This is a genomic window from Streptomyces sp. S07_1.15, from assembly GCF_020739505.1.
GTDB lineage: Bacteria > Actinomycetota > Actinomycetes > Streptomycetales > Streptomycetaceae > Streptomyces > Streptomyces xinghaiensis.
In genome coordinates, this window is sequence record NZ_JAJBZK010000001.1 from 1,073,998 (window position 1) to 1,090,965 (window position 16,968).

Annotated in this window: 14 protein-coding genes; 3 read left to right on the forward strand and 11 right to left on the reverse strand. The window is 74.9% G+C overall.

All coding sequences use genetic code 11. From position 1 onward, the window contains the following. Positions 1 to 69 precede the first annotated feature (69 nt). A complete protein-coding gene (locus tag LIX60_RS04665; RefSeq protein WP_227957322.1) occupies positions 70 to 534 on the forward strand; it encodes an ATP-binding protein in 465 nt (154 codons plus the stop codon). Positions 535 to 835: 301 nt separating this feature from the next. Further along, positions 836 to 1,651 (forward strand): tyrosine-protein phosphatase, encoded by an 816-nt coding sequence (locus tag LIX60_RS04670; protein WP_227957323.1) that lies wholly within the window; start codon positions 836 to 838, stop codon positions 1,649 to 1,651. 160 nt (positions 1,652 to 1,811) lie between these two features. Here the strand turns inward: LIX60_RS04670 and hpnH are convergent, their stop codons facing one another. The 8 genes from hpnH to LIX60_RS04710 form a co-directional block, all read right to left on the reverse strand. Next, positions 1,812 to 2,822 carry an adenosyl-hopene transferase HpnH gene (gene hpnH / locus LIX60_RS04675; protein ID WP_227957324.1) on the reverse strand — a complete coding sequence of 337 codons (1,011 nt, stop codon included), beginning with the start codon at positions 2,820 to 2,822 and terminating at the stop codon, positions 1,812 to 1,814. 5 nt (positions 2,823 to 2,827) lie between these two features. Next, positions 2,828 to 3,484, reverse strand: coding sequence for a 1-hydroxy-2-methyl-2-butenyl 4-diphosphate reductase (locus LIX60_RS04680; protein WP_227957325.1), 657 nt, complete (start codon positions 3,482 to 3,484; stop codon positions 2,828 to 2,830). Further along, a complete protein-coding gene (gene shc / locus LIX60_RS04685; RefSeq protein ID WP_227957326.1) occupies positions 3,484 to 5,571 on the reverse strand; it encodes a squalene--hopene cyclase in 2,088 nt (695 codons plus the stop codon). Before shc ends, LIX60_RS04680 begins: the two co-directional genes overlap by 1 nt. A 182-nt stretch (positions 5,572 to 5,753) precedes the next feature. Further along, positions 5,754 to 6,812 (reverse strand): polyprenyl synthetase family protein, encoded by a 1,059-nt coding sequence (locus LIX60_RS04690; protein WP_227957327.1) that lies wholly within the window; start codon positions 6,810 to 6,812, stop codon positions 5,754 to 5,756. Positions 6,813 to 7,167: 355 nt separating this feature from the next. After that, positions 7,168 to 8,673, reverse strand: a complete 1,506-nt coding sequence (gene hpnE, locus LIX60_RS04695; protein ID WP_227957328.1) for a hydroxysqualene dehydroxylase HpnE — start codon at positions 8,671 to 8,673, stop codon at positions 7,168 to 7,170. Then, the gene (gene hpnD / locus LIX60_RS04700) at positions 8,673 to 9,680 is read right to left on the reverse strand and encodes a presqualene diphosphate synthase HpnD (protein WP_374117794.1); all 1,008 of its coding nucleotides are present in this window, start codon (positions 9,678 to 9,680) and stop codon (positions 8,673 to 8,675) included. The genes hpnE and hpnD overlap by 1 nt, the downstream gene beginning before the upstream one ends. After that, positions 9,677 to 10,573, reverse strand: coding sequence for a squalene synthase HpnC (hpnC, locus tag LIX60_RS04705; protein ID WP_227957329.1), 897 nt, complete (start codon positions 10,571 to 10,573; stop codon positions 9,677 to 9,679). Before hpnC ends, hpnD begins: the two co-directional genes overlap by 4 nt. Positions 10,574 to 11,160: 587 nt before the next feature. Further along, positions 11,161 to 11,829 carry a TetR/AcrR family transcriptional regulator gene (locus LIX60_RS04710; protein WP_227957330.1) on the reverse strand — a complete coding sequence of 223 codons (669 nt, stop codon included), beginning with the start codon at positions 11,827 to 11,829 and terminating at the stop codon, positions 11,161 to 11,163. An 84-nt stretch (positions 11,830 to 11,913) separates the two neighbouring features. On the opposite strand from LIX60_RS04710, the gene LIX60_RS04715 reads away from it, so the two are divergent. Beyond that, positions 11,914 to 14,154, forward strand: a complete 2,241-nt coding sequence (locus LIX60_RS04715; protein WP_227957331.1) for an MMPL family transporter — start codon at positions 11,914 to 11,916, stop codon at positions 14,152 to 14,154. 72 nt (positions 14,155 to 14,226) lie between these two features. On the opposite strand, the gene LIX60_RS04720 is transcribed toward LIX60_RS04715, so the two are convergent. The 3 genes from LIX60_RS04720 to LIX60_RS04730 all read right to left on the reverse strand — a co-directional run bounded on the left by LIX60_RS04720 (position 14,227) and on the right by LIX60_RS04730 (position 16,961). Next, a complete protein-coding gene (locus tag LIX60_RS04720) occupies positions 14,227 to 15,030 on the reverse strand; it encodes an ABC transporter ATP-binding protein (protein ID WP_227957332.1) in 804 nt (267 codons plus the stop codon). Further along, positions 15,023 to 15,961 carry an ABC transporter permease gene (locus tag LIX60_RS04725; protein ID WP_227957333.1) on the reverse strand — a complete coding sequence of 313 codons (939 nt, stop codon included), beginning with the start codon at positions 15,959 to 15,961 and terminating at the stop codon, positions 15,023 to 15,025. Before LIX60_RS04725 ends, LIX60_RS04720 begins: the two co-directional genes overlap by 8 nt. A 118-nt stretch (positions 15,962 to 16,079) precedes the next feature. Beyond that, positions 16,080 to 16,961, reverse strand: a complete 882-nt coding sequence (locus LIX60_RS04730; protein WP_227957334.1) for a glycosyltransferase family 2 protein — start codon at positions 16,959 to 16,961, stop codon at positions 16,080 to 16,082. Between the last annotated feature and the right edge of the window lie 7 nt (positions 16,962 to 16,968).

Below are 16,968 nucleotides of genomic sequence, written 5' to 3' on the forward strand. Positions count from 1 at the left end.
GTCGTCAGCGTTTTGTGATTTACAGACTGATCCTTGCCATGCGTGAGTGACAAGCCTCATAGTTGCAGCGTGGCTCCTTCCCATGAAGCGCTCCGGCTGAGCCGCTGCGGCGGCGTCGTCGCCCGGCATCTCGAGGACGTGTTCCATCTGCCGGCGATGAGCGCCTCGGTCTGCAAGGCCCGGCGGCGTGTCCTCACGCTGCTCTCCGAGTGGGGCGTCGACGAGCGCTGCCGCGCGGACGCCGAGCTGGTGGTGTCGGAGCTGTTCACCAACGCCGTGCGGCACACCGACAGCGTGAAGGTGACCTGCGAGATCCGGCTCACCGGGCAGCGGCTGCGGCTGGAGGTCACCGACCAGGGCTGCGCGGAGACCGAGCCGCGCGCCCGGTTCTCCGGGATCGACGAGGAGGGCGGGCGCGGGCTGATGCTGGTCGGCGCCCTGGCGGAGGAGTGGGGCGTCCGGCCGGACGAGACCGGGCGCGGCCAGGTGGTCTGGGCCTGTCTGCGCCGCTCCGGGAGAACCGCCGCCCGCTGAGCCGCCACCGGCCCGCGGGACCGCCGGGACACCGCCCGCCGGGTCGCCCCGCCCCGGTCTGCCTGCCCCGCGCCGGCCCGTCTGCCCCGCGCCCTCCCGTCCGTCTTGAGGTCCGCTTTCCGTGACGCGTTCCACAGCGCGGGCCGGTGCGGGCCGGATCGGGCCAGGTGGAGCGCGGTCCGGCGGAGGTCCGGCAGCATGGGGGAACCGGTTGCCCGGGTAATCCATATCGTAGGGTCAACAGCATCAGGAGCACCGCCTCGTCGGCGAGAGGGCCGGCGGCCGACACCGAGGAGCGCCCGTGACGCAGACGCCTCAGGTCCCCCAGGCCGAGCAGACCGAGCCCCGGCTCTCGGGTGTGCGGAACTTCCGCGACGTGGGCGGCCTGCCGACCGGCGACGGCCGGACGGTCCGGCGCGGGGTGCTCTACCGCAGCGGGCATCTGGCGAAGGCCACCGCCGAGGACGCGGCGTTCCTCTCCTCCCTCGGGCTCCACACGGTCTTCGACTTCCGCAATGACGCCGATGTGGCCCTCGACGGCCACGACATCACGCTGGACGGCGTGCGCCATGTGAACATCCCGCTGACCGACCCCGCCGACGGCGCGGAATTCTGGCGGATGGTGCGGGACGGCGACCTGGCGCAGCTCCGTGCCGCGCTGGGCGACGGCAAGGCCGCCCTGCGGATGTCGAGCACCTACCGGGTCATCATGAAGACCCGCACCACCGAGCACAGCCGGGTGCTGCACGCGCTCGCCGAGGACAGCGTGCCCGCGCTGATGCACTGCGCGGCGGGCAAGGACCGGGCAGGCCTGTCGGTCGCGGTGACCCTGCTCGCCCTGGGCGTCGAGCGGGACGCCATCGAGGAGGACTACCTCGCGAGCGCCGCCCCGCACCGCCGCTACCGCTTCCGCCGCTCGGACAACTCCCCCGCCGCCCTGACGCCGGAGGTCGAGGATCTCCTGAGCCCGCTCTTCGACGCCCGGCGCGAGTACCTGGCCGCCGCGTTCACGACGATCGAGGAGGAGTGGGGAACGGTCGACGCCTACCTCACCCGGGGGCTGGGCTTCGGGCCCGACCGGCGCGAGCGGCTGCGGGCCCGGATGCTCGACGGCTGAGCCGGCCGGCGGGCTCACCGGCCGGATCGGCCGGACGTTCCGCGCGACCGGACGTTCCGCGCGACCGGACGTTCCGCACGGCCGGCCGGTGCGGACGAGCAGGACCGTCCGCACCGGCAGGACCGCCCCGCGGCCCCCGCCGCCTCCCTCCGGCCCGGTCTCAGCCGGCCGTCTCGCGCAGCGCGCGCAGTGACTGCCGCAGCGAGCCGAGGGTGGCGAGGACGGCGGTCGGTTCGTAGCCGCAGTGCGCCATGCAGTTGGCGCAGCGCGGGTCGCGGCCCCGCCCGTAGGCTTCCCAGTCGGTCTCCTCGATCAGCTCCCGGTAGGTGGGGACGTAGCCGTCGCTCATCAGGTAGCAGGGCCGCTGCCAGCCGAAGAGGGAGTAGTTGGGGATGGCCCAGGCGGTGCAGGGGAAGTCCACCCGGCCTTCCAGGAAGTCGAGGAAGAGCGGGCTGTGGTTGAGCCGCCACCGGCGCCGGTTACCGCCCGCGAAGGCCTTGGCGAACAGCTCGCGGGTCTGGGCGACGCCGAGGAAGTGCTCCTGGTCGGGGGCCTTCTCGTAGGCATAGGCGGGCGAGATCATCATCTCGTCCACCAGCAGCTCGTCGTTGAGGTAGTCGAGGACTTCGATGATGGTCTGCGGGGTGTCCGTGTTGAAGAAGGTCGAGTTGGTGGTGACCCGGAAGCCGCGCCGCTTGGCCTCCTTGATCGCCTCGACGGCCTCGTCGAACACACCCTCCTTGGCGACGGAGGCGTCGTGCCGCTCGCGCAGCCCGTCGATGTGCACCGCGAAGGCGAAGTAGCGCGAGGGTTCGAATTTCTCGATGTTCTTGCGCAGCAGCACGGCGTTGGTGCAGAGGAAGACGTACTTCCTGCGTGCGGTGAGCTGCCGCACGATCTCGTCGATCTGCGGGTGCATCAGCGGTTCGCCGCCCGCGACGGACACCATGGGCGCGCCCGACTCCAGGACCGCGCCGACGGCCTGGGCGACGGGCATCCGCTGTCGGAGCACCCCGGCCGGGTGCTGGATCTTCCCGCAGCCCTCGCACTTGAGGTTGCAGGCGAAGAGCGGTTCCAGCTCGACGATCAGCGGGAACTTCTCCCGGCGGCGGAGCTTCTGGGCGAAGAGATAGGTTCCGACCCGGATGGATTGGCGGAGCGGCATGGCCATCTGGCTCACCTCCTGGGGAGCGGCAGGGAACGGTGCCATTCGTAGAAAGCCGGCAGGACGGTCCGCAGGACGCGGAAGGCCGATATTCCACCGAGGACCGTGCCGCCCCGGGCCAGTTCGCGCTCCGGGGTGTCCACGACCACCCGTACGGCGGCAACGGGGCGCGGCCCCGCGGCGAGCGCGGTGCGGAGGACGGCGGCGGATTCCATGTCGGCGGCGATCGCTCCGGTCGTGTGCAGGCGGGCGCGCTCGGCGCCCCGTACGAGGTGGTCGGTGCCGGCGAGCGGTCCGGTGTGGACGGCGGTGCCGGACCGGGCGCGGGTGAGCCGGGCCAGGGCGCCGGCCAGCGCGGCGGTGCCCGCGCAGGGCACGCGGCCCTTCCGGTCGCGGGTCTCGGCGGCGACGACCAGGTCGCCGGGGCGCATCCCCGGGGCGAGCGCCGCGCAGAAGCCGGTGGCGAGGACGGGCGTGCCGGCCGCGTACGGGTCGGCCCGGCGCAGGCCGCGCAGCACGGCGCGTTCGGCGGACCGGGGTCCCATGCCGGTGCGCAGGACGGTCAGGGCGCCGGGTGCGCCGGTCCGGTCGCCGCCGCGCAGGGCGAGCCGTTCGATGGAGAGCGCGCAGGCGATCAGCAGCGCCCCGGGCCCGCCGTCCGCGGCCATCAGGCGTCCCGCGGGCCGGTCCGGGGCGGCCGCCCCACGGCGGTCAGGTACCGGCCGAGGGCGGTGAGCGGGAACACCAGCCGGTAGAGGTGGTAGTTGATGGAGAAGTCCCAGGGGAAGCCGGTGCCGGTGAACTGGGGTTCGTCCCAGGAGCCGTCCTCGCGCTGGGTGCGGGCGAGCCAGCCGATGCCGCGTTCGACGGCCTTCCCGTCCTCCTCGCCGGCGGAGAGCAGGGCGAGGAGGGCCCAGCCGGTCTGGGAGGCGGTGGACTCGCCGCGGGCGATCCACTCGGGGTCCGGGTAGGAGCGCAGGTCCTCGCCCCAGCCGCCGTCCTCGTTCTGGACGCTGGTGAGCCAGTCGACGGCGCGGCGGATCGCGGGGTGCTCCGCGGGGACACCGGCCGCGACGAGGGCGGGGACGGCGGAGCCGGTGCCGTAGAGGTGGTTGACGCCCCAGCGGCCGAACCAGGCGCCGCTGGGCTCCTGTTCGGCGAGCAGCCAGGCCACGGCGCGCCGGACGCGCGGGTCGGCGGCCAGTCCCTCGGCGGCGAGCATCTCGACGACGTGCGCGGTGACGTCGGCGGACGGCGGGTCGATGACCTCGCCGAAGTCGCAGAACGGCAGCCGGTTGGGGAAGGCGCTGGTGTTGTCGGCGTCGAACGCGCCCCAGGCGCCGTCCGCGGACTGCATGCCGAGGGTCCAGCGGACGGCGCGGCGGACGGCCCGGTCGACCCGCTCGGGGTCGGGGTGGGCGGTGCGGCGGAGGGCGAGGACGACCTCGGCGGTGTCGTCGGTGTCCGGGTAGTTGTCGTTGTGGAACTCGAACGCCCATCCGCCCGGGGGCAGTCCGGGCCGGCGGACCGACCAGTCGCCGGGGCGCAGCACCTGCTCGCCGAGCATCCAGTCGGCGGCCCTGACGAGTGCGGGGTGTCCGGCGGGCAGCCCGGCGTCGGTGAGGGCGATGGTGGCGAGGCAGGTGTCCCAGACCGGGGACTGGCAGGCCTCGACCATGCGGCTGGGGCCGCCGCCGGGGCCGGGCGCGTCCTGCCAGACGGCGAACCGGTCGAGCGAGTCGAGTCCGGCGCGCAGCACGGGGTGGTCGAGGTCGTAGCCGAGCAGGTGGAGGGCGATGACCGAGTAGACGGCGGGGGGCTGGATGCCGCCCCAGCAGCCGTCGTTCTCCTGGCGTTCGACGATCCAGCGGGCGCAGGCCCGCAGCGCCGCGCGCCGCAGCGGGGGCGGCGCCACCCGGCGGTAGGCGTGCAGGAGGCGGTCCAGGCGCCGGAAGACGCGGTCCCAGCCGGTGGCGGTGGCGGCGGCGCGGCGCGGCGCGGCCGGGTCCGGGTGGAGTTCGCCGAGGGGGAAGGGGGCGGGGCGCACCGGGCGCAGGGCGGACACGACGGTGAGCGGCACGATGGTCTGCCGGGCCCAGCAGCCGAAGTCGTAGATGTTGAGCGGGAACCACTTCGGCAGGTAGATCATCTCGGGCGGCAGTTCGGGCAGCTGTTCCCAGGGCCACCAGCCGAAGAGGGCGAGCCAGATCCGGGTGAAGACGCGGGAGGCGGCGATGCCGCCGTGCTCGCGCACCCAGGCGGAGGCGGCGGCCATGTGCGGGTCCGCGGGGGCGTCGCCGGCGAGCCGGAGGGCGACGTAGGCCTCGATGGTGGCGGAGAGGTCGCCGGGACCGCCGTGGAAGGTGGCCCAGGTGCCGTCCGGGCGCCGGCGGGAGCGGATGAAACGGGCCGCGGCCTCGGTGGTCCGCCGGTCGCCGATGCCGAGGAACTCGCGGAGCAGCAGGTCCTCGGCGTCCATGGTGACGTTGGTCTCCAGGTCGCCCTTCCACCAGCCCTCGTCGTGCTGCCGGCCGAGCAGGTTCCGCACCGCCCGCGCGGCGGCGCGCTCGGCGGCCGCGGGGGTGTCTTGGGGCCCGGGGGCGGGAGGGCCCGGGTCCGGGGTTCCGGAGTCCCGGTGCGGGCCGGCGGACGGCCCGTCGGGCGCGGTGGGCGGCGCCGGGAGCGGGCCGGGAGGGCCGCCGGCCGGGAGGGCGGGGGGCCGTGGGCCCGAGCTGCCGTCGGTCGTCGCTGTCATGGCTTCCCCTTCGTGCAGTGAACGCGCTCTGCTGTGCTGGGGTGCGCACCGGCCGCCGCGCGCCGCCCGGGAGGGCGTGCGGCGGCGGCCGGTGACAGCGGTCTATATGTGCCGGCGGTGCTCTCCGCGGACGGCCGCTCCACCGGCCGGCGGAGCGGTCGTCCCGCACGGTGCGTGCCCGGTCATTTCCGCCGCACGACCACGAAGTCCGCGAGGGCCACGAGCTGTTCGCGGACGTGCGGATCCAGGTCGACCCGGTCCAGCGCGCCGATCGCGGCGGTGTGCTGCCGCTGCGCCTCCTGCGAGGTCCAGGTGCGGCCGCCGGCCTCCTCGATGAGCGCGGCGCGCTCGGCGAACTCCGTCTCGTCGAAGTCCTCGGTGCGGTCGCTCTTGGCGTCGACGGCGAGGATGGCGGCGAGCCGGTCCGAGGCGGCTCCGCCGGCGGCGAGGGCGGCGACGACCGGCAGGGACTTCTTCCGCTGCCGCAGGTCGCTCCAGGTCTGCTTGCCGGTCGCCTCCGGGTCGCCCCAGATGCCGAGCAGGTCGTCGACCGCCTGGAAGGCGAGACCGAGGTGGTGGCCGTAGGACTCCAGGCTGTCGGCGAGGTGGTCGTCGGCGCCGCCGAGGACGGCGCCGATGGAGGTGGCGCAGGCGAGCAGGGCGCCGGTCTTGTTGCCCTCCATGCGCAGGCACTCCTCGACGGTGACGCGCTCCCGGTGCTCGTAGGAGATGTCCTGGGCCTGGCCGTCGATGAGCTTGCGGGTCGCGGTGGTCAGCCGTCTCGCGGCGCGGGCCGCCTCGGGCGTGCCCATCTCCAGCAGGATCTCCCCGGCCAGGGCGAAGAGGGCGTCACCGACGAGGACGGCGAGGGCGGGGCCGTGCACCTTCCAGACGGTGTCGCGGTGGCGGCGCTGCTCGTCGCCGTCCATGAGGTCGTCGTGGAGCAGGGAGAAGTTGTGCACCAGCTCGACGGCGACGGCGCCCGGGACGCCGGTCTCCGCGGCCGCCCCCGCCGCCTCCGCGGAGAGCAGCGCGAGCGCGGGGCGGACCGCCTTGCCGCCGTCGCCCTCGGCGGGGCGGCCCTCGGCGTCGATCCAGCCGAAGTGGTAGGCGGCGACGGTGTCCATGGGCGGTGCGAGCCGGGCCACGGCGGCCCGCAGCACCGGCGTGGCGAGCGTCCGTCCGCGCAGCAGCAGCGCGGCGACATCCGCGGTGTCGATGGCGGGTTGCGCCGTATTCACTGTCTCTCCTTCGGTTCCTCTGCGGCCGTGGGTGCCGGGCCGCGCGTCTGCCTGCTCTGTCTCCGGGGGCCGCGCCCCCGGGGCCGGCACGGGGTGCGCGGGGTGCGCGGGGTGCGCGGGGTGCGCGGGGTGCGCGGGGTGCGCGGGGTGCGCGGGCCGGGGGGTCGCGGCGTGGGACGTGCCGGTCATGCGGCCCTGCCTTCCTGGGTGCGTGCCCGCGGCGTGCGCCCCGGGGACGGGGCGGGTGGGGCGGTGACGGCCGCGGTGCCGGCCGCCCCGGACGGTCCCGGGAGCCGGGCGGCGGTACGGGCTGCCGCGCGGTGCCGGTGCTCCGCCCCGTGGCGTGGTGTCGGCATCAGGCAGCCTCCTGCTGGGGGTCCACCCGGCCGGGGCCCGGGGGCGGGTCCGGGTGGGTGCGGACGGTGCGGAGGTGGCGCAGGGCCGCCGCGGCGGCGGTGGCGCCGCTGCGGGCCGCGCCCTCCATCGTGGCGGGCCACCCGGTGGCGGTCCACGCCCCCGCGAGCTGGAGTCCGGGGGCGCGGGTGCGGGCGGGCGGGCGGAGCCGTCCGGTGCCGGGGGCGGGGTCGAAGGTGGCGGCGCGCTCGCGGGTGACGAAGAAGTCGGCGACCCGGGCGTTCCGGGCGCCGGGCAGCAGCCGCTCCAGCTCGGGCAGGAAGCGGCGGCGGAGCTCCGCGACGGGCAGGTCGATGATGTCTCCGGCGGCCGACTGCGACAGGGCGAGGTACTGGGCGCCGCCGGTGAGCCCGGAGGGCTCCGTCCGGTCGAAGACCCATTGGACGGGGCTGCCCAGCGCGGCGAGGAAGGGGCGGCGCAGCACCCTGCGATCGTAGACGACATGGACGTTGAGGATCGGCGCGGTCCCGATGTCCAGCAGCCGCCCGGGATCGTCCAGGGCGCCGTCGGGCAGCAGCCGGTGCGCCTCGTCCTGCGGCACGGCGAGGACGACGGTGTCGGCGCGCAGCGTCTCCGGGCCGCCGGGGGCGGTGACGGCGACCCGCCAGCCGCCGGAGCCGGCGTCCCGGTGGTGCAGCGCGCGGGCGCGGGTGCGGAGCAGGACGCGCACGCCGGCGCCCTCCAGGGCCCGGCGGGTGCGGGTGTCGTGGAGTTCGCCGAGCGGCACCCGGGCCCGGCCGATGTCCGCCGCGCCCGGTGCGGAGAGCAGCCCGGTGCGGAAGACCATGGCGGCCAGGGCCAGGGACGCCCGGTCGGCGGGGGCGTTGAGGGTGGCGACGCCGATGAGGTCCCACAGCGCCTCCACCGCGCGGGGTGACTGGCCCTGCCGGCGGAGCCAGCCGCCGAAGTCGGTGCCGTCGAGCGCCGGGTCGGCGGGGTCGAGGCGGCGCAGGGCGAGCGCGGCCCGGGCGGCCGCGGCGCGTTCGGCCGGGGAGAGGTGCGGATAGCGGGCGAGGGAGCCGGCGAGGTGCAGCGGTACGGGCAGCGCGGAGCGGCGCAGCCGTCCGGCCCGGTTCCGGGCGGCGTCGAGGACGGGCACGTCGAGGCGGGGCTGGACGGGCGCCAGGCCGGCGGCCCCGACGCGCTCCAGGAGCGCGCGGTAGGCGGTGCAGCAGCGCAGGTGGACGTGCTGGCCGTTGTCGGCGGTGAGGTCCCCGGCCGGGGAGGAGCGGCGGAAGGAGAAGGCGAGTCCGCCGAGGCGCGGCCGGGCCTCGGTGAGGGTGACGCGGACACCGGCGTCGGCGAGGGCGAGGGCGGCGGCCGTGCCGGCGATGCCGCCGCCGACGACGACGGCGGTGCGCCCCGCGGCCCGGTACGGGCCGGGGCCGGCGGCTGGCGCGGCGGGGCCGGGCGGGGGCGGGGACGGTTCGGGGACCGGCGGGCGCATCAGGCGCGTCCTCCGGCCCGGCCGGCGCGGTGGCGGGCGGTGCGGCGGGTGATGTGCCGGGCGTCCAGGCCGGAGAGGCCGCGCACGGCGACGTACGCCTTCTCGGGTGCGGGCAGGGAGACCCGGCCGTGCAGGACGGCCTCGGGGTCGCGGGCGATGCGGTCCAGCAGCCGCCGGTAGATGCCGGCCATGGCGGCGACGCAGGCGCCGCTGCGCCGGTCGAGGAGCGGCAGCAGCCGGAAGCCCTCGGTGAACAGGGCGCGGGCGCGCCGCGCCTGGTAGTGGACGAGGCCGGTGAAGTCGGCGCCGGCCGGCGGCACGGGGGTGTGGAAGCCGGCGGTGCAGCCGAACTTGGCGAGGTCGTCGGCGGGGAGGTAGAGGCGGCCGTGGGCGGCGTCCTCGCGGACGTCCCGGAGGATGTTGGTGAGCTGGAGGGCGAGGCCGAGGGTGTCGGCGTACTCGGGGGCGCGTTCGGTCTCGCGGGCGCTGTGGCCGTGGGGGCTCGTGACCCCGAATACGCCGAGGGACAGCCGGCCGATCGTTCCGGCGACCCGGCGGCAGTACGTCCGGAGGTCGTCCCAGGTGTCGTAGGTCTCCCCGTGCACGTCCATCAGGACGCCGTCGATGAGTTCGTCGAGCGCGGCCAGGGGGATCGGGAAGCGCTCGGCGGCGTGGGCGAGGGCGACGGCGACGGGGTCGGTGTCGTCGGTGCGGACACCGCCGTCGCGCACCCGTGCGAGGAGGGCGCGGGTGTCGTCCAGGCGGGCGAGCTTGGCGGACGCGGGGAGATCGCCGTCGCCGATGTCGTCGACGCGGCGGGAGAAGGCGTACAGCGCCGACATGGCCTGCCGTTTGCCGGGCGGCAGCAGGCGGATGCCGTAGGCGAAGTTGCGGGCCTGGTGCCCGGTGACGGTCTCGCAGTAGCGGTAGGCGGCGAGCACCGGCGCCGGTACGGAGGCGGACGCGGGTGCGGATGCGGAGGCGGACGGGGTCACGGTCCGGCTCACCCCTCTCTTCGCAGTGTGGCGGCCGCCGCGCGCAGAAGGGCGGTTCGGGTGGGCCTGGGCGGTCCGGGCAGGACGTCGTGGCCGGCGGCGGCGATGGCGGCCAGCGCCGCCCTGCCGCCCGCCACGAAGCCGGCGAGCAGCAGCTTGAGCCGTCCGGAGACGCTCCCCACGAGCGGTGCGCCCTCGTCCAGCAGGGCGCGGGCGCGGTCGGCCTCGTGGCGGACGAGGGCGCGCACCCGCGCGTTGCCGGTGGGGCGGCGCAGATCGTCCTCCCGGACGCCGAAGCGCTCCATGTCCTCGGCGGGGAGGTAGACGCGGCCGCGGGCGAGGTCCTCGGCGACGTCCTGGAGGTGCTCGGTGATCTGCAGGGCGGTGCAGACGGCGTCGGAGCGGCGGACGCGTTCGGGGCTGGTCGTGCCGGTGACGGCGAGGACGAGCCGGCCGACGGGGTTGGCGGAGAGCTCGCAGTAGGCCAGCAGGTCCTCGTAGCGGGGGCAGCGGCGCACGTGCTGGTCCCGGCGGTTGGCGGCGATGAGGTCGAGGAACGGCCCGGGGGTGAGCCGGTGGCGGCGCACGGCCGGGGTGAGGGCGCGGAGCAGGGGGTGGCGCGGGCTGCCGCCGGGGGTGAAGACGCGGCGGAGGTCGGTCTCGACGGCGTCGAGCAGGGCGAGCCGGTCGCCGCCGGCGTGCGGGCCGGCGCCGAGCAGGGCGGCGTCCGTGCCGCCGGGGGCGAGGTCGCCGTCGCCGATGTCGTCGACGAGGCGCGCGTAGCCGTAGACGGCCATGAGGTCGGCGCGCCAGAGGCGGGGCAGGAAGAACGGGGCGACGGGGAAGTTCTCGTGCGCGGCCTTCTCCAGCACGGCCCCGGGGTGCGGTTCCGTGCCGGCGGTCACCGGGGCCCGCCCGGTGCCCGGCACACGGCGCCGCGGGCGGCATGCGGCGGTGTGCGCCGCGGGACGGCGGCGTCCCGGAGCTGAGGGGTTCCCGTAGCCATGGCCGTCACATCCCCTGTTCTACACCGTCCACCCAGAACATACGATTTCGGACACGCCGCTCGTGGGACGCGCCCCGGCGCCGTACGCGCGGGCCGATGCCGCGGCGTTTGGGAGGACTTGCCCGTGAATCGGCGCGGCCCAGCCTAAGGGGTGTCCTGTAATCCGCGGTGGAGCAGCGCGCGGCGTCGGATGCGGTGCATCGCAAGGCGGAGGAGCGTCCGCATACTGGATGTATGCGGACGTTCCGACAACGCGGCGTGGGGGCACCCCGGCCGGAGGCTGGGGGAGTGCCGTAGCCGGCGTCGCGCGCCCACCGGGGATTACGGGACACCCCTCAGGCGATGCGGGCCCGGCCGGCGCACCGTGGCCGGTGGTGGCGCGGGGTGTTTCGCCCTGGGCGCGAGAGGCGGGTCGGGTCCGGCGGAGCGGGGGGGCGCCGGACCGCCGGATCCGCCGGACCGCCGGGCCCTCCACCCGTCCGGACGTCAGCCGAAGAGGCCGGCCACGACCATGCGCACGGTGCGGTCGGTGAGGGCTTCCCACTGCCCGGCCGGGAGCCCGGACAGCGGCCCGTCGAGGAGCAGCTGGGCCAGGCCGTGCACGGCGGACCAGGCCGCGATCTCCGCGCCCGGGCGGGCCGCCGGGGCCATCCGCCCGGCGGCGACGGCCGCGTCGAGCGTGTCGGTGAGCACCCGGAAGGCGCTGTACCGGGGCTCGTCACCGGGCGGCGCGGACCCCGTGAAGGCCGCCCGAACGCCGTCGGCCCCCGGAGCGTCGGCCGGGATGCGCCGAAAGGCCGTGCGGTAGAGGCCGGGGTTCTCGACGGCGAAGCGGACGTAGCCGCGGCCGATGGCGGCCAGCCGGCGCTCGGCCTCCTCGCCCGGGTCGGGGAACGGCGGCACCTCGCGCACCGCTTCCAGCATGAAGGCCGCCAGCGCCTGCTGGCCGCGGGCCTTCACCTGCCAGAGCAGGTCGCCGTGGCCGGAGAAGTGCCGGTAGGCGGCGGTGGGCGAGACCCCGACGCGGCGGGCGGCCTCGCGGAGGACGACCCGTTCGGGACCGCCTTCGACGGCGAGTTCGACGGCGGCGCCGATCAGCGCGTTCCGCAGATCGCCGTGGTGGTAACCGGTCTTGCCGCCGCTGCCTTTCGTCATGCGTTCATCCTGCCCCATGTTGACAGCAGTAACATCCTCTGCCACCTTGCATGTTACTGCCGTAAACATCAGAGGGGGATTCCCGTGTTCGACCGCATCGCCGAGTTGGCCCTGCACCGGGCCAGGCTCGTCCTGACCGTGACCGCGGTGGCGGTGGTCGCCATGGCGGCGCTGGGCTTCGGCGCCTTCGGCAAGCTGCTCAGCGGCGGCTTCGACGATCCGGCCTCGCCGTCGAGCCGCGCCCAGGTCCTGATCGACGAGGAGTTCGGCGGAGAGCCCGGCCTGCTGCTGCTCGTGCGGGCGGACGGCGGCCGCATCACCGCACCCGCCGCCGAGCGCGCGGGCCGGGACCTCGCCGCCGCGCTGCGGAAGGAACCGGGGGTCTCGGGCGTCGTGTCCGCCTGGGACGGGGAGGGTTCGGCGCTCGTCTCCCGCACCGGCGACCAGGCGCTGGTCGCCGCCCGGGTCGAGGGGGACGACTCCGAGGCCGGCGAGCGCACCGCGGAACTCGTCGAGCGCTACACCGGGGACCGGGGCCCGGTCTCCGTGGAGGCCGGCGGGCGGGAGGCCGTCGGCCACGACATCTCCGGGCAGGTGTCCCGGGACCTCGCCCTGGCCGAAGCCGTCGCCGTGCCCGTGACGCTCGTGCTGCTCGTCCTCGCCTTCGGCAGCCTGGTGGCCGCCCTGCTGCCGCTGGTCATCGGGGTGATAGCGATCTTCGGCACCTTCGCCGAACTCTTCGTCCTGGGCAGCGTCACCGAGGTCTCGGTCTTCGCCGTGAACATCACCACGGCCCTCGGCCTCGGGCTGGGCATCGACTACGCGCTGCTGCTGGTCAGCCGGTTCCGGGAGCAGCTCGCCGCCGGCGCCGAGATCCCCGAGGCGCTGCACCGCACCGTGCGGACCGCGGGCCGCACCATCGCCTTCTCCGCGGCCACCGTGATCGCCGCGCTCGCCGCCCTGCTGCTCTTCCCGCCGTACTTCCTGCGCTCCTTCGCCTACGCGGGCATCGGCGTGGTGGCCATCGCGGCCGTCGCGGCGCTCTTCGTCGTCCCCGCGCTGCTCGCCGTGCTGGGCCACCGGGTGGCCCGCAGCCGCTTCCCGTGGGCACGGGGCGGCGGCGCGCACTCCGCCGTCTGGGGCCGGCTCGCGGCCGTGGTGATGCGCCGCCCCGCGCTCACCGCGCTGCCGGTGCTCGCCCTGCTGCTGGTCTCGGCCGCCCCGCTCCTCGGGGTCACCTTCGGCACCCCCGACGAGCGGGTGCTGCCCGAGGACGCCCAGAGCCGCCGGGTCGCGGCAGCGCTGGACCGGGACTTCCCGGCCGGTGACCGGGAGGCGCTGCGGATCGTCCTGGACGGAGCCGTACCGCGGCGGGAACTCACCGGCTACGCACGGGGGGTGGCCGCGCTGGACGGCGTCACCCGGGTCACCACCGCCGGCGGCTCCTACGCCGGGACCGGCGCCGGCGCGGACGCGGCCGCCGCCGGGCCGGGGAACCCGGCGCTCGGCCGGCCCGGCGTCCAGCAGCTCACCGTCGTCCACGCCCTGGAACCCCGGTCGGACGACGCCCAGGACCTGGTCCGGGCCGTGCGGGCGGTGGATTCACCCGCGGGAGCGGAGGCGCTGGTCGGCGGCGAGGACGCACGGCTCGTGGACGCCAAGCACGCGATCGGCTCCCGGCTCCCGGCCGCCGCCGGACTGATCGCCGTCACCACCTTCGTCCTGCTGTTCCTCTTCACCGGCAGCGTCGTCCAGCCGCTGCGGGCCCTGCTGCTCAACGCGCTCAGCCTCGGGGCGGCCCTGGGCGCCATGGTGTGGATCTTCCAGGACGGCCATCTGGCGGGTCTGCTGGGCTTCACTCCGCAGCCCACCGACACCTCGATGACCGTCCTGCTGTTCTGCGTCGCCTTCGGCCTCTCCATGGACTACGAGGTCTTCCTCGTCAGCCGCATCAAGGAACTGCGGGACGCGGACCCGGAGGCTGCCCCGGCCGCCGCCGTCACCGGCGGGCTGGCCCGCACCGGGCGGATCGTGTCCATGGCCGCCGGCCTGCTGGCGGTGAGCTTCTTCGCCTTCGGCACCGGTGACGTCAGCTTCATCCAGATGTTCGGACTCGGCACCGGGCTCGCCATCCTCATCGACGCCATCGCCGTACGGGGCGTCCTGGTACCGGCCGCCATGCGGCTGCTGGGCCGGTCGGCCTGGTACGCGCCCGCGCCGCTGCGCCGGCTGCACCGGCGGATCGGGCTGACGGAGGGGGAGGCGCCGCCCGGGCCCGGGGCCGCCGGGGAGTCCCGTCCGCTCACGGGGGTGCGGACGGGCTGACACGGCGGAGCCCCCGCCGGGACGGTGAACCGACCGGCGGGGGCTCCGTGGCGCGCGTGCGCGGTGTCCGGGCTACTTCCCGGACTCCTTCTCGTACGCCTTGATCACCTCGTCGGTCGGCCCGTCCATGACGAGCTCGCCGCGCTCCAGCCACAGCACCCGCTCGCAGGTGTCCCGGATGGACTTGTTGTTGTGGCTGACCAGGAAGACCGTGCCGGCCTCCTTGCGCAGCTCGCGGATACGCGCCTCCGAGCGCTTCTGGAACTTCCGGTCACCGGTGGCCAGAGCCTCGTCGATCATCAGGACGTCATGGTCCTTGGCCGCGGCGATGGAGAAGCGCAGCCGGGCCGCCATGCCGGAGGAGTACGTGCGCATCGGCAGAGTTATGAAGTCGCCCTTCTCGTTGATCCCGGAGAAGTCGACGATGCCCTGGTAGCGCGTGCGGATCTGCTCCCGGGACATGCCCATCGCCAGGCCGCCGAGTATGACGTTCCGCTCACCGGTGAGGTCGTTCATCAGGGCCGCGTTGACGCCCAGCAGGGAGGGCTGGCCGTCGGTGTAGACCTTGCCGCGCTCGGCGGGCAGCAGCCCGGCCACGGCCTTCAGCAGGGTGGACTTGCCGGAGCCGTTGGAGCCGATCAGGCCGATGGCCTCGCCGCGGTAGGCGGTGAAGGAGACGCCCTTCACCGCGTGCACCTCCCGCATCCCGGCCGGGGCCTTGCGGCGGATCAGCCGGTTGAGGGCGGCGGTGGCGCTGCCCTTGCCGCGCGGGCCGCCGTTGACCCGGTAGACGATGTGGAGCTCGTCGGCGATGACGGTGGGGACGCGCGGTGCGGGGGCGCCACCGGCGTGGGTTTCGCTCTGCTGCTCAGCCACGGCCGTAACGCTCCTCAGCCTTCCAGAAGTAGATGAACCCGCCGATGCCGGCGACCAGCGCCCAGCCGAGGGCGAGAGCCCAGACGTGGTCGGGCAGGTACTTGTTGCCGTAGCCGTCGATCAGCGCGAACCGCATCAGGTCCATATAGACGGCGGCGGGGTTGGCGAGCATGACCTCGGCCAGCCAACCGGGAGCCTCGGCTTTGGACAGCATGTAGTCCAGCGGGAACATCACGCCTGACGCGTACATCCAGGTCCGGGTGACGAAGGGCATCAGCTGGGCGAGATCTGGGGTCTTGGCGCCCAGCCTGGCCATGACCATCGCCAGCCCGGAGTTGAAGACGAACTGCAGCAGCAGCGCGGGCAGCACCAGCAGCCACGACATCCTCGGGAAGTGCCCGAAGGCGGCCAGCACGAGCACCAGGACGATCATGGAGAACATCAGCTGCTGGAGCTGCTGGAGCGAGAAGGAGATCGGGAGTGAGGCCCGGGGGAAGTGCAGCGCCCGCACCAAGCCCAGGTTCCCGGAGATCGATCGCACGCCCGCCATCACCGAGCTCTGGGTGAAGGTGAAGACGAAGACCCCGGTCACGAGGAACGGGACGTAGACGTCGCGCTCCATGTCGCCCCGCGCACCCAGCAACAGCCCGAAGATCAGGAAGTACACACCCGCGTTCAGCAGCGGTGTCGCCACCTGCCAGATCTGGCCCAGCTTCGCCTGGCTGTACTGGGCGGTCAGCTTGGCCTGCGAGAAGGCGAGGATGAAGTGGCGCCGCCCCCACAGCTGCCGGACGTACTGCAGCAGAGAGGGCCGGGCCCCGCTCACCGTCAGTCCGTACTTCGCGGCGAGCTCGGCCGGGGACAGGCCGTCGTCGGGGGAAGGCGGGGCGCTCACCGCGACCGCACCTTTGTGCGATGTCGTCTCACTCACAAGTGGAAACTTTCGCTCTCTAGATACGCAGCCAGAAGGAACAACGCAGCCATGTGGGGCCGGCCCCGGCTCGGCCCGGTCCCCGGGATACGTCCGATGCTCTCAGGGGTAGAGCTTGTCAGATGATGGGAGGCCGGCCCAGTCGGGTCAGGCGCCATACCGTACGCCACTTCATGGGACGGCGCGGTCCGCAGGGTGACCGCCAGCCCTCGGCGAAGCCCCCGAACCAGGCGCGCAGGGCCGGGCCGGACGGGCGGCGCACCAGGGTGAGCAGCAGCCACACCCCCAGGTACAGCGGTACGAGCGGCAGCGGGAGGTTGCGGCGGGCCAGCCAGACCCGGTTGCGGGCCACCATGCGGTGGTAGACCGCGTGCCGGCTGGGCGCCGTGGTGGGGTGGAAGAGCACCAGGTCGGACCGGTAGTCGATCATCCACCCCGCGTCCAGGGCCCGCCAGGCTAGGTCGGTCTCCTCGTGGGCGTAGAAGAAGTCGTCCGGCAGTCCGCCGACCTGCTGGAAGACGGCCGTGCGGACCGCGTTGGCGCCGCCCAGGAAGGTGGTCACCCGGGAGGAGCGCATCGGGTCGGAGGCGCGCAGCCGGGGGACGTGGCGGCGCTGGGTGACCCCGGTGTCGGGGTCGGCGATCCGGAAGCTGACGATGCCCAGCTCCGGGTCGGCGGCGAAGGCCCGCCGGCAGAGTTCGGCGGTGTCGGTGTTCGGCAGCAGGCCGTCGTCGTCGAGGAAGAGCAGGACGTCGACGTCGCGGCCGCCGGGCCCGAAGGCCTCGATGCCGACGTTGCGCCCGGCCGGGATGCCGACGTTCTCGGGCAGTTCGATGGTCCTGACGGTCAGGTCGGGCACCGTCAGCTCGGGCAGTGGCGAGCCGTTGCCCACGACCACGACCTCGATCGGGTCGCCGTCCTGCTTGGCGACCGAGTCGAGCAGCGCGCGCAGCTCCTCGGGGCGGTTGCCCATGGTGAGGACCACCGCCCCGAGCCTCATCGCGGGG

Excerpts from the sequence above, each read along its gene's own strand:
- shc (WP_227957326.1), bottom strand. The coding sequence starts at position 5,571 with ATGACAGCGACGACCGACGGCAGCTCGGGCCCACGGCCCCCCGCCCTC.
- LIX60_RS04730 (WP_227957334.1), bottom strand. The coding sequence starts at position 16,961 with ATGAGGCTCGGGGCGGTGGTCCTCACCATGGGCAACCGCCCCGAGGAG.
- LIX60_RS04680 (WP_227957325.1), bottom strand. The coding sequence starts at position 3,484 with ATGGCCGCGGACGGCGGGCCCGGGGCGCTGCTGATCGCCTGCGCGCTC.
- LIX60_RS04710 (WP_227957330.1), bottom strand. The coding sequence starts at position 11,829 with ATGACGAAAGGCAGCGGCGGCAAGACCGGTTACCACCACGGCGATCTG.
- hpnE (WP_227957328.1), bottom strand. The coding sequence starts at position 8,673 with ATGCGCCCGCCGGTCCCCGAACCGTCCCCGCCCCCGCCCGGCCCCGCC.
- hpnH (WP_227957324.1), bottom strand. The coding sequence starts at position 2,822 with ATGGCCATGCCGCTCCGCCAATCCATCCGGGTCGGAACCTATCTCTTC.